Source organism: Janthinobacterium sp. CG_23.4, assembly GCF_029892305.1.
Classification (GTDB): Bacteria; Pseudomonadota; Gammaproteobacteria; order Burkholderiales; family Burkholderiaceae_D; genus Janthinobacterium; species Janthinobacterium lividum_D.
In genome coordinates, this window is sequence record NZ_JARXUX010000001.1 from 1,395,272 (window position 1) to 1,407,282 (window position 12,011).

General features: G+C 62.7%; 11 protein-coding genes. 8 read left to right on the forward strand and 3 right to left on the reverse strand.

The window, feature by feature from the left end; translation table 11 throughout:
* Positions 1 to 15 precede the first annotated feature (15 nt).
* Positions 16 to 1,851: a lipid A export permease/ATP-binding protein MsbA gene (gene msbA / locus H4V96_RS06265; RefSeq protein WP_010396334.1), complete on the forward strand. Its 1,836-nt coding sequence runs from the start codon at positions 16 to 18 to the stop codon at positions 1,849 to 1,851.
* A gap of 203 nt (positions 1,852 to 2,054) precedes the next feature.
* Positions 2,055 to 2,543: a MarR family winged helix-turn-helix transcriptional regulator gene (locus H4V96_RS06270; protein ID WP_280720799.1), complete on the forward strand. Its 489-nt coding sequence runs from the start codon at positions 2,055 to 2,057 to the stop codon at positions 2,541 to 2,543.
* A gap of 52 nt (positions 2,544 to 2,595) precedes the next feature.
* On the opposite strand, the gene nhaR is transcribed toward H4V96_RS06270, so the two are convergent.
* The gene (gene nhaR / locus H4V96_RS06275) at positions 2,596 to 3,495 is read right to left on the reverse strand and encodes a transcriptional activator NhaR (protein ID WP_010396338.1); all 900 of its coding nucleotides are present in this window, start codon (positions 3,493 to 3,495) and stop codon (positions 2,596 to 2,598) included.
* 158 nt (positions 3,496 to 3,653) lie between these two features.
* Between nhaR and H4V96_RS06280 the strand changes: the two genes are divergently transcribed.
* Positions 3,654 to 4,616 (forward strand): TerC family protein, encoded by a 963-nt coding sequence (locus tag H4V96_RS06280; RefSeq protein ID WP_280720800.1) that lies wholly within the window; start codon positions 3,654 to 3,656, stop codon positions 4,614 to 4,616.
* Between the two features lie 66 nt (positions 4,617 to 4,682).
* Positions 4,683 to 5,084 carry a TerB family tellurite resistance protein gene (locus H4V96_RS06285; RefSeq protein WP_029496258.1) on the forward strand — a complete coding sequence of 134 codons (402 nt, stop codon included), beginning with the start codon at positions 4,683 to 4,685 and terminating at the stop codon, positions 5,082 to 5,084.
* Between the two features lie 6 nt (positions 5,085 to 5,090).
* On the opposite strand, the gene H4V96_RS06290 is transcribed toward H4V96_RS06285, so the two are convergent.
* Complete coding sequence (locus H4V96_RS06290) at positions 5,091 to 5,444, reverse strand: YnfA family protein (protein WP_070345455.1); 354 nt, start codon at positions 5,442 to 5,444, stop codon at positions 5,091 to 5,093.
* A gap of 132 nt (positions 5,445 to 5,576) precedes the next feature.
* Here H4V96_RS06290 and H4V96_RS06295 point away from each other — a divergent pair, with 132 nt between their 5' ends.
* Positions 5,577 to 6,845 (forward strand): glycerate kinase, encoded by a 1,269-nt coding sequence (locus tag H4V96_RS06295; protein WP_196856862.1) that lies wholly within the window; start codon positions 5,577 to 5,579, stop codon positions 6,843 to 6,845.
* A gap of 2 nt (positions 6,846 to 6,847) precedes the next feature.
* Here H4V96_RS06295 and H4V96_RS06300 read toward each other — a convergent pair whose 3' ends face one another.
* Entirely contained in the window at positions 6,848 to 7,861 is a 1,014-nt protein-coding gene (locus H4V96_RS06300; protein ID WP_070345454.1) for a zinc-binding alcohol dehydrogenase family protein, read from the reverse strand.
* A 105-nt stretch (positions 7,862 to 7,966) separates the two neighbouring features.
* Between H4V96_RS06300 and H4V96_RS06305 the strand changes: the two genes are divergently transcribed.
* From H4V96_RS06305 to H4V96_RS06315, 3 genes are all read left to right on the forward strand, one after another.
* Positions 7,967 to 8,863, forward strand: coding sequence for a LysR family transcriptional regulator (locus H4V96_RS06305; RefSeq protein WP_196856863.1), 897 nt, complete (start codon positions 7,967 to 7,969; stop codon positions 8,861 to 8,863).
* A 117-nt stretch (positions 8,864 to 8,980) separates the two neighbouring features.
* On the forward strand, positions 8,981 to 10,525 hold the full coding sequence (locus H4V96_RS06310) for a DUF1800 domain-containing protein (RefSeq protein ID WP_196856864.1): 1,545 nt from the start codon (positions 8,981 to 8,983) through the stop codon (positions 10,523 to 10,525).
* Between the two features lie 21 nt (positions 10,526 to 10,546).
* On the forward strand, positions 10,547 to 11,737 hold the full coding sequence (locus H4V96_RS06315) for a DUF1501 domain-containing protein (RefSeq protein WP_280720801.1): 1,191 nt from the start codon (positions 10,547 to 10,549) through the stop codon (positions 11,735 to 11,737).
* Positions 11,738 to 12,011 lie beyond the last annotated feature (274 nt).

Consider the following 12,011-nt stretch of genomic DNA (forward strand, 5'->3'; position numbering starts at 1 on the left):
ACTTTTCCCACCTGCATGCAGCAAAGTCGCCTCCTGTTTTTTCGCCTGGCCGGCCAGTTTCGCCGCTATGGCGCCATCGTTGCAGCCACTTTGCTGGCTGTCGGCGTGGCGTCCGCCACCGATGTATTGTTAATCCGACAGTTGCAAAACGTCGTCGATGCCATGCGCGCGACGGCCAGCACACAGGTCGCGCCCGCCTCCGGCATGATGGGCATGCTGCAGGGCTGGGTCGATCGTTTCTTGCCGGCACACGCAGGACAAGTCGATTTGTGGGTGATTCCCGCCACCATCCTGGGCCTGGCCGTCCTGCGCATGGTCTCCAGTTTTTCCGGCGATTATGGTTCCGTATGGCTATCGAGCCGGGTGCAGGCGGACCTGCGTGAAAAGATGTTTGCCACCATCATGCGCCTGCCCAGCCGTTTTTTCGATACTACCACCACCAGCCTGACGCAGTCGCGCGTAGCCTTCGACGCCAGCCAGGTGTCGCAAGCGGGCTTGAACGTGCTCAACGTGATGGTGCGCGATTCCGTCGCCACCATCGGCTACCTGGTTTTATTGTTCAGCATCGACGTGAAACTGGCCCTGTTCTGCATGACCTCGATGCCCATCGTGGCCATCGTCGTGACCCTGGCGGGACGCCGCATGCGCCACCTGAGCAAGAGTTCCCAGCAAGCCGTGGGCGAGCTGACGTCGGTGCTGGATGAAAGCATCGCCGGCCAGCGCGTGGTGAAAATCTTCGGTGGGCAAGATTATGAACAGGCGCGCTTCGTCGACGTCGTCAAGCGTAATCGCCAGTTGGCCGTCAAGCACGCAGCCACCTCGGCCATGAATTCCGGCTTCATCATGATGCTCGTCGGCATTACCCTGTCGTCCGTGATTTATTTTGCCATGCTGCGCGCGCAAAGCGGTGCCATCACGCCGGGCGCCTTCGTCGCCTTCATGGGCGCGCTGATGGCGATGCAATCGCCGATAAAGAATTTGACGAAAATCAATGAGCCATTGCAACGGGGCCTGGCGGCGGCCGAGTCCGTGTTTGGCTTGATCGATACGCCGCTGGAACCGGACCCGGGCAGCATTGCGCCATCGGCGGTGCACGGTAATTTGTCCTTGCAAAACGTTCACTTCCGCTACAACAGCGACGATCCCGATGCGCCCACGGCCTTGCGCGATATCACGCTCGACATCCGCGCCGGCGAAACGGTGGCCCTGGTGGGTGGCTCGGGTGGCGGCAAGACCACCTTGCTGGGTTTACTGCCGCGCTTCTATGACGTCAGCGGCGGCCAGATCCTGCTCGACGGCGTCGATGTGCGCGACTACGCCTTGCTGGACCTGCGGCGCCAGTTCGCCCTCGTCAGCCAGGATGTGATCTTGTTCAACGACACCATGGCGGCAAATATCGCGTATGGCGACCCGGCGCCGGACATGGCCCGTATCGTAGCGTCGGCGCGCGCCGCCTACGCCCACGATTTCATCACGCAGTTGCCGCAAGGCTACGCAACGCAGGCTGGCCAGAACGGTTCGCGCCTGTCGGGCGGGCAACGCCAGCGCCTGGCCATTGCGCGCGCGCTGTACAAGGATGCGCCGATTCTCTTGCTCGACGAAGCGACCAGCGCGCTGGACACGGAGTCGGAGCGACAGGTGCAGGCGGCGCTGGAAGTGCTGATGCGCAACCGCACCACCATCGTTATCGCGCACCGGTTGTCGACCATCGAAAGCGCCGACCGCATCGTCGTCATGCAGGGCGGGCGCCTGGTGGAGTCGGGCAGCCATGCCGCCTTGCTGCAGCAGGGCGGCGCGTATGCACGGCTGCATGCGAGCCAGTTGTCGCCCGTCAAGGGTGGCGCGGGCTGAGCCTCTGCCCCAGCCTGTTCCTGCCCCCGCTGGCTCCAGCATCGCTTGCGCGGCGGGTAAAGCCGTTGCTGTTCCTTATCCGGAGCAAGCTGCCGACCGGCGCTTGCTTGTTTTATGAGCACGCCTGCCTTTGCAGGTATCATGCAGCGATTGCGGCCCACCAGCAGGTGCGAAGCCGGATCTTATAATTGGAGGCAATGGTGGTGGAAGCGGAAGTTTCGGCGTTGGTCAGGGCGCAAGGCTTGGCCTTGCAAAACATGCGCGTCGTCATGCGCGCGGCGCAGCGGCACTCGGCGCAGATCGAGAAGCAATGCGGCGTATCGGGCGCGCAATTGTGGGCGATGCAGGAATTGCTGGAGCAGCCAGGCCTGCGCATGGGCGAGCTCGCTGGCAAGATGTCTATCCACCAGACGACGGCCAGCAACCTGGTCGATGCGCTGGTGAAAAAAGCCTATGTGCGCAAGGCGCGCGACCAGCCCGACCAGCGTGTAGTCACGCTGACCCTGACGCTGGAAGGGCAGGCCGTGATCGCCGTCGCGCCGCAGCCGGCGCGCGGCTTGTTGCCCAGCGCGCTGGCCCAGTTGGACCCCGACAGCCTGGCGCACTTGAACCAGGGCTTGAGCGCCTTGCTGGCCGTGGTCGCCCCCGATGACAGGCAGGCGGGCATGCAGCCGTTTCCGTTTAATTTGTAATGTTCGGGCAAGCGTGTGGCTGCACCGCCCCGCGTGCTTTTGTCGTCAGCGCTTAGACGAACAGCTCGTGCCGCGCGCTCTGGCTGATGGCAACGGTGGCCGGGTGGCTCAAGCGCCGCTCCGTGGTGATCGCATACACTTGCTCGACCAGGCTGTCGACCCGCCCCAGCGCCACCACGGCGTATTGTTCGCAAACCTGGGGTGCGATCACGGTGGGTGCAAAGAACAGGCCGGCGCCGGACTGGCCGAAGGCGTTCATCATGGCGCTGTCGTCGAACTCGCCGACGATGCGCGGGTGCAGATGGTTGTCGCCTAGCCACTGCAGCAAGCGTCCGTAAATGGCGAAGTCTTCGCCCGGCAGCAGCAGCGGCGCGCCATCCAGACAGTGCGGAAAGCCCCCTGTCAGGGTGGCGGCCAGGGCGGGCGTGCCGAACAGGGTCATGCCGCTTTCACCGAGTAAATGGTTAAAACCGCGCACGCTCAAATGGGCCGGGATGGGGCGGTCTGCCATGATCAGGTCCAGCCGGTGCACGGCCAGGTCCGCCAGCAGGCTGGCCAGCCGTCCTTCGCGGCAAATGATGCGCAGCGGCTCGGCCAGGCCCAGCGCGGGCGCGACCAGGCGGCAGGCGATCAGTTTCGAGACGGAATCGGCGCAGCCCACGCGAAAAGTTGTCGTCACGGTGCGTGACTGGTCGCGCACGATTTCCAGTAATTCATCGCCGGTGCTGAAAATCGATTCGGCATGGCTGAGGATGCGCCTGCCGGTGTCCGTCAATTCCAGCTGGCGCCCGCTGCGGCGGAACAATTCCACGCCCAGGGTATCGGCAAACTCGCTGAGCTGCCCGGAGATCGATTGCGGCGTCAGGTGCAACTGCTCGGCCGCGCGCGCGATGCTGCCTGTCTTGGCGACCATCCAGAAATAGCGCAAGTGCTTGAAGTTGAGTGTAGACATGGGCTTCCCGGAAATTTAATACATCGAAATTTACGATGTATTTGTAAATTATATTCGATTTGTTCGATGTTTGTATTCGGACTATGATGATTGCTCCATTCATGCAAGGAGACAGCCATGGCTATCAGGATAGAGACAAACAGTTGCGGAGGCTACCAATGAACGGCATGGAAAGCATTGCGACGGCACCCATGTGGGCCGGCTTCATCGTATTCGTTCTGTTCATGCTGGCGCTGGACTTGTTCGTCTTCGGCGGCAACAAGGCGCACAAGGTGGGTGTCAAGGAAGCGGCGACGTGGTCGCTGGTGTGGGTCAGCCTGGCCCTGCTGTTCAACGGCGGCCTGTGGTGGTATCTGAATGGCACGGCCGGACCCGAGATCGCCAACCAGAAGGCGCTGGAGTTTTTCTCCGGCTACCTGATCGAGAAAGCCCTGTCGGTCGACAACGTCTTCGTCTTCCTGCTGATCTTCAGCGCCTTCCAGGTGCCGCTGCAGTACCAGCGCCGTGTCTTGATTTACGGCGTGCTGGGCGCGATTGTTATGCGTGCCGTGATGATATTGGCTGGTGCCTGGGTGGTGAGCGAGTTCAGCTGGGTGTTGTACCTGTTTGGCGCCTTCCTCTTGATTACCGGTATGCGCATGCTGGTGGCGGCCGATGCGGAGCCAGACGTGGCGAACAATCCCGTGCTGCGTTTTGCCCGCCGCCATTTGCGGGTCGCCGACGGCGACCATGGCGAGCGTTTCTTCGTGACAAAAGGTGGCTTGCGCTATGTCACGCCGCTGTTCCTGGTGCTGATCCTGATCGAGGTGACGGACCTGATCTTTGCGGTCGATTCGATCCCGGCGATTTTTGCCATCACGACCGACCCGTTCATCGTCTTCACGTCGAACCTGTTCGCCATCATGGGCTTGCGCGCTCTGTACTTCCTGCTGGTGGACGTGGCGGACCGCTTCCACATGCTCAAGTATGGCCTGGCGATGGTGCTGGTGTTCATCGGCGCCAAGATGCTGATCATGCCGTGGTACCACGTGCCGGTGGAAGCGTCGTTGCTGGTAGTGGCGGTGCTGATCGTGTCCAGCTGCGTGGCGAGCGTCTTCATCACCCGCAGCGACAAGAAATAAAGTGTAGTACGGCGCGCCCCGCAGGGCGGTGGCGTGCCTTTTAATCAACTGAGAAAGTAGAAAATCATGCGTACCTATGCAATGAACAGTCCCCAGGCAGCTGGACGTATTTTGGCCTTGATGATGGTGGTCGACGGCAACCTGGCCGGCGCCGAGCTGCAAGCCATGCATCGCAGCAAAATTCTCGAACATATCGACCTGGCGCCGGCTGCCTTTCAGCAACTGCTGCAAGACTTGTGCGATGACATGCTGACCTCGACCGTGCATGGCGCCGTGCAGCTGGCCAATGGCGTGATCGACAGCCTGCTCGATGAAATCGATGACCCGGACTTGCGCCGCAAGCTGCTGCAAGCCATGTGGAAGATCGCCGATGCCGACGACTGGCTGGCCGATGGCGAAGCGGTCTTGCTGGCCCGCGCCAGCGCCGTGTGGTCGGCGGAGACGAACTTCCGCGCGCATGGCGCTTGATATAAATCAAGCCGCCTTGTGTCCCAGGGCAATGACGGCGGCACCAGCCAGGGCCAGGCTCACGCCGGCGATGTCCGTCCAGGCCGGCGTGATGCCGTCCACCAGCCATAGCCATCCCAGCGCCGTGGCGATGTAGATGGCGCCATACGTGGCATATACCCTGCCGCTGGCGGCTGGATGCAGGCTCAGCAGCCAGACGAAGAGCAAGAGGCTGATGGCGGCCGGCACCAGCAGCCAGGCGCTGCCCTTGTTGCTGAGCCACAGCATGGGCAGATAGCAGCCCAGTAGTTCAGCCACGGCCGTGACGGTAAACAGCCCGAAAGTGCGGGCAAGACTGGTCCATTCGATGGCGTCGCTCATGCTGTTCCTATGATGTGTGCAAGATGCCATTCTAGCTGCCAGGCAATTTGGTACCCGCTGGCACCGCTGCTACCGATGGCGCGGGCGGCGTCGGCCCTGCTATGATCGGGGTCCGATACCGGAGGAAACACGATGACGACGACCCCAGCGCCGCGCGCCTTGCTGCAAGCCATGTTCCACGCCGCCATCGCTGCGGCGCAGCCATCGCACTGCGTGCCGCCCCATCTGCCGCCCGCCCCCAAGGGGCGCTTGATCGTCATCGGCGCCGGCAAGGCGTCGGCGGCCATGGCGCAAGCCGTGGAGCAGCACTGGCCGGGGCCGTTGTCTGGGCTGGTCGTCACACGCTATGGTTACGCCGTGGCGTGTGAACGCATCGACATCGTGGAAGCATCGCATCCCGTGCCGGATGCGGCCGGCATGCAGGCCGCGCAGCGCATGCTCGACCTGGTCGCCAACTTGCACGCTGACGACACTGTGCTGTGTTTGATTTCGGGGGGCGGCTCGTCCCTGCTGGCCTTGCCGCTCGAGGGCATCAGCCTGGCAGACAAGCAAGCCTTGAACCGTGCATTGCTGGCCTCGGGCGCCAGCATCGGCGAAATCAATTGCGTGCGCCGCCATTTGTCCGCCATCAAGGGCGGGCGCCTGGCGGCGGCCTGCCATCCGGCGCAAGTCATCACCCTGGCCATTTCCGACGTGCCCGGTGACAAGCTCGGCGATATCGCTTCCGGTCCCACGGTGGGCGACGCCAGCACGTGCGAAGACGCGCTCGCCATCGTGCGCCGCTATGGCATGGACTTGCCGGACAGCATACGAGCAACGTTGGAAAGCGGGCGCGGGGAATCCGTGAAACCCGATGATGCGCGGCTGGCGCGCACGCATACGACCCTGATCGCCACGCCGCAACTGGCGCTCGAAGCGGCCGCTAGCGTGGCACGCGCAGCTGGCGTCACGCCGTATATATTAGGCGACAGCCTGGAGGGCGAAGCGCGGGAGGTAGGCAAAGTCATGGCCGGCATTGCACTGCAAACGGCCGTGCGGGGCCAGCCGTTTGCCGCCCCGTGCGTGCTGCTGTCGGGAGGCGAAACGACGGTGACGATACGCGGCCATGGCCGGGGTGGGTGCAACGTGGAATTTTTGCTGGCGCTGGGCATCGCGCTCGACGGTGCGCCGGGCATCCATGCGCTGGCCGGCGACACCGATGGCGTCGACGGCCAGGAAGATATCGCCGGGGCGTGGCTGGCGCCGGACACCGTGCAGCGCGCCTGGGCGCTGGGCATCAAGCCACGCGATAGCCTGGACAACAACGATGGCCACGGTTTCTTTCAGGCGCTGGGAGACAGTGTGATCACTGGCCCGACCTTGACCAACGTGAATGACTTCCGGGCCATTTTGATTAGCTGAGTTTAAAAGCCTTCGAGCACAATCTTGCCCTTCGCCGTATTGCTCTCCAGCAGCGCATGCGCGCGTTTCAAATTGTCTGCATTGATCGTGCCAAAGCGCTCGCTCACGGTGGTCTTGATGACGCCGGCGTCCACCAGCTGTGCCATTTCATCGAGCAATACGTGTTGCTCGAGCATATCTTCCGTCTGGAACAGCGAACGGGTAAACATCAGCTCCCAGTGCAGCGATACGCTCTTGCCCTTGAATTTGCGCACGTCGATGTGCTCGGGGTCGTCGATCAGGGCGAACTTGCCTTGCGGGGCGATCAATTCCACGATTTGGTCGAAATGCTTGTCGGTCTGGTTCAGGCTGATCACGTAGTCGACAGGCGGCAAGCCCAGGCGCGTCATTTCCCCCGCCAGCGGCAAGCTGTGGTCGATCACATGGTGGGCGCCCAGTTGCTTGACCCAGTCGGCAGTTTCCGCGCGCGAGGCCGTGCCGATGATGGTTACGCCTGTCAATTGCCGCGCCAGCTGCACCAGCACGGAGCCGACGCCGCCGGCCGCGCCGATCACCAGCAGGGACTTGCCCGTAAGATTTTTGTCGCGGCTCAGTTGCAGGCGCTCGAACAGCAATTCCCAGGCCGTAATGCTGGTGAGGGGCAGGGCGGCGGCCGCAGCGAAATCGAGGCTGGCCGGCATGTGGCCGACAATGCGTTCGTCCACCAGCTGGAACTCGCTGTTGCTGCCGGGGCGGTTGATGGCGCCCGCGTACCAGACTTTATCGCCCACCTGGAACAGGGTGACGTCGGGGCCGACGGCGGTGACGACGCCGGCCGCGTCCCAGCCCAGCACTTCGGGCTGGTCTTCTTTCGGCGCGCGGTTCTTGCGTATCTTGGTATCGACGGGGTTGACGGAGATGGCCTTCACGGCGACGAGCAGGTCGCGCCCCGTGGCGGCGGGCGTGGGCAGTTCGATGTCGAGCAGGGCGTGCGCATCCGTGATGGGCAGGCTGTGGTGGTAGGCGATGGCTTTCATGCTAATCCTGGGTCAAGAGTGGGGTGGCGATGACGTATGATGGTGACTTCCGCGTCCAGGAAAAAGAGGGCGCGTGCCGAAACACTTTCAAAGGAATACTGAAAATTGCTGCGACTCGATGACTTGCAGGTGTTTGTGTGCACGGCCGACCGGGGCAGCCTGTCGGCGGCCGCGCGCGAGCTCGGCATTTCGCCCGCGCTGGCCAGCGCCGCCGTCAAGCGCCTGGAAGCCGAGCTGGGCTTGCGCCTGCTGGCGCGCACGACGCGTTCGCTGAGCTTGACGGCGGAAGGCACGCAATACATCGAGCCTGCGCGCGAAGCGCTGCGCCTGCTGCGCGCAGGCCACGATGCACTGCTGGCCGGCAAGGACAGTTTCGGCGGAACTTTGAAAATTGCCATGCCTTCCGACTTGGGCCGTAACCTGATGCTGGGCTGGCTGGACGAGTGCCAGTCGCGCCACCCGAAGCTGCAATACCAGTTCAGCGTCAGCGACCGGGTGGCCGACATGGTGCGCCAGCAAGTCGATATTGCCCTGCGTTACGGGCAGCAGGACGATTCGGGCATGGTCGCCATGCCGATCGCGCCCGCCAACGACAGAGTGCTGGTGGCCTCGCCCGATTACCTGCGTGCGCATGGCCCTCTGCTGGCGCTGGAAGAATTGTCGCAGCGCAATTGCCTACGCTTTGCACTGGAAGATGGCATGCACGACCGCTGGACCTTTTACCGCCTGCCTCAGCGCGAGCAAGTGAGCGTGCAAGTGAGTGGCAACCGCAGCGCCGATGATGCCGACCTGGTGCGCCGTTGGGCCGTGGCGGGCCTGGGCATCGCTTATAAATCGCGGCTCGATGTGGCTGGCGACGTCGCCGCCGGCCGCCTGCACGTGCTGCTGCCCGAGGTCGCGGGTGAGGCCGCGCCCTTGCAACTGGTATGCATGCACCGGGCGCAAGTGACGCCGCTGGTGCTGCAATTGCGCGATTTCCTGCGCGATCAGTGTGCGCAATGATCAACATGACGTCGGTGATTACAAATCGTTGCAAATGGTAATCATGTGCAGCTCAAGCTGAGCGTACCCTCAGCTAGTGTGCATGCCACCGCCCTAAAAACTGCCCCAAGGATAGCCATGCGCCCCAGCCGACTGTTGCCGACGACCTTGATGTCCCTGCTGTTGCTGGCCGGCTGTGGTACTGCCGAGCCTGCCTTGCAGGCCGAGCATCGCGTACAGACCAGTCCCGCGCAGGACATCGCCATGCTGCAAAGGGTCAGTTGGGGCGTCAATGCGGGCAGCGTGCGCCAGGTGCAGGCGCAAGGCTGGAACGCTTACCTGCAGGCGCAGTTGCATCCACGAAAGGCAGCCTTGCCAGCGGCCATCGCTGCGCAGATCGACGCCATGACTATCAGTCAGGTGCCGCTGGATCAATTGGTGATTTCTATGGAGCAAAAGCGCAAGGAGTCGGCCGGTGGCATGGACGACATGGCAAAGCAGCAGGCGCAAAAAGATTATCAGCAGGAACTCAATCGCCTGGCGCGCGAGGCGGCCACGCGTTCCTTGCTGCTGGACGTGTATTCGACCAATCAGTTGCAGCAGCAGTTGAGCTGGTTCTGGCTCAATCACTTCAGCGTGCACCAGGGTAAGCACAACTTGCGCGCCATGGTGGGCGATTACGAGGCGAACGCCATCGCGCCGCATGCCTTGGGGAAATTTCGAGACTTGCTGGGCGCTACCGCCCACCATCCGGCCATGCTGCGCTATCTGGACAATGAAGCCAATGCCGTCAAGCGCATCAATGAAAACTATGCGCGCGAGCTGATGGAATTGCACACCCTGGGCGTCAACGGCGGCTACAGCCAGGCTGACGTGCAGGAGCTGGCGCGCATCCTGACGGGCGTGGGCGTCAACCTGGGAGCGGACACGCCAAAGGTGAAGCCGGCGCTGCAATCACAGTATGTGCGCCGGGGCTTGTTCGAATTTAATCCGAATCGCCATGATTACGGCGATAAGCAATTCCTTGGGCAAACGCTGAAGGGCAGAGGATTGGCTGAGCTCGATGAAGCGCTGGATCGCCTCAGCCGCAGTCCCGCCACCGCGCGTTTCATCAGCGGCAAGCTGGCCCAGTATTTCGTTGGCGACCATCCGCCCGAAGCGCTGCTAGTGCGCATGGTGGCCACCTTCCAGAAAAGCGATGGCATGATCGCCGACGTGCTGCAGACCATGTTCAGCAGCCCGGAGTTCCGGCTATCGCTGGGCAAGAAATTCAAGGACCCCATGCACTACGTGGTGTCGGCCGTGCGCCTCAGCTATGACGATAAGCCCATCCTCAACGCCGGCCCCATGCTGAACTGGCTCGCGCGCATGGGCCAGCCGCTGTACGGACGCCAGACGCCGGACGGTTACCCCTTGACCGATGCGTCGTGGGCCAGCCCTGGGCAGATGACGACGCGCTTCGATATCGCCCGCACCATCGGCGCGGGCAGCGCCGGCCTGTTCAAGACGGAGGGACCGCAGCCGCAGGAAAAGGCCGCGTTTCCGCAGCTGGCCAGCGCCTTGTTTTACCAGTCGTTGCAGCCGACCTTGAGCCTGGCCACGCGCCAAGCCCTGGAGCAGGCCGCGTCGCCGCAGGAATGGAATATTTTCCTATTGTCCTCGCCCGAAATGATGCACCGCTAAGTTGACACTGAAGGAATCGCCATGTACCGTCGTGATCTGTTGAAAGCCCTGGCTGCCGCACCCCTGTTGTCGCATGCAGGCAGCTTGCTGGCCGCGCCCGCCACGCATGCCAGACTGTTGTTGGTCTTTTTGCGCGGCGGCTATGACGCCAACAACCTGCTGGTGCCGCTCGGCAGCGATTTTTACTATGCATCACGACCCAATATCGCCATTGTGAAACCCGGTGCGGACAACGGCGCTCTGGCATTGAATGCTGACTGGGCGCTGCATCCGGCCTTGCGCGAGACGATCTACCCGATGTTCAACGCCGGCGAGGCGGCTTTCATTGCGTTTGCCGGCACGACGGATTTGACGCGCAGCCATTTCGAGACGCAGGACAGCATCGAACTGGGGCAGGAGATCGGCGCACGCCGCGATGTGCGCTCGGGCTTTTTGAACCGGCTGGCGCAAAGCCTCAATAGCGATCAGGGCCATTACGCGTTTTCCTTCACCGAGCAACTGCCGCTGATCTTCGAGGGCCGCGCGCAAGTGCCGAACATGGGGTTGCGTTCGGTGGGCAAGTCGGGCATTGATGCGCGTCAAAGCGAGCTGATCGCCGCCATGTACAAGGGTATGCCCTTGCAGCAAGCGGTCAGCGCGGGCTTTGCCGTGCGCGACGATGTGAGGAAGGAATTGACGGGAGAAATGCTGGCGGCCAACCGCAACGCCATCAGTACCGGCGGCTTTGCACTGGAGGCGCAGCGCATCGCCCGCTTGATGAAGGACAAATACAATATCGGCTTCGTCGACGTGGGCGGCTGGGATACGCATGTGGGGCAGGGCGGGGCCAACGGTTACCTGGCGGGGCGCTTCGATGAACTGGGACGTGGCCTGGCCGCGTTTTCGCAGGAAATGGGCAGCGAGTGGCGCAATACCGTGGTGGTGGTACTGAGTGAATTTGGCCGCACCTTGCGCGAAAACGGCAACCGCGGCACGGACCATGGTCATGGCAGCGTGTTTTGGGTGCTGGGCGGCGCGGTCAAGGGCAAGCAGGTGGCAGGCGAGCAAGTGGCGATTTCGCAGGCGACGCTGTTCCAGAACCGCGACATGCCGGTGCTCAATGAATACCGCGCCGTGCTGGGTGGCTTGCTGCGCCGCACGTTCGGCTTGACGCCGGCGCAACTCGATTACGTGTTTGCCGGCGTGAAACCGCTGGAACTGGGGCTGCTATAAGTTGGGAGGTGGGAGGTGGGTTTGGTATGAGGCAAATATTTTTTATGCTGCAACACCTGCCAGCCCGGCCGCACCGGAACGCACACAGTAATGAGGGGGCGGCCAGCGTTGCCGCTGGCCGCTACTGGCGCGCTTCCGGCATGGCCGGGCCAGGCTTTCAAGCAAGGTCGTCGAAAGCCCGGGAATACGCCGAGAAAAATCGTGGCGAGCGGCAGCGAGTCGTGCTCAAGAAGCGTAGTTGTACTGAAGTACAGCGAGCATCGCAGGCCGCAAA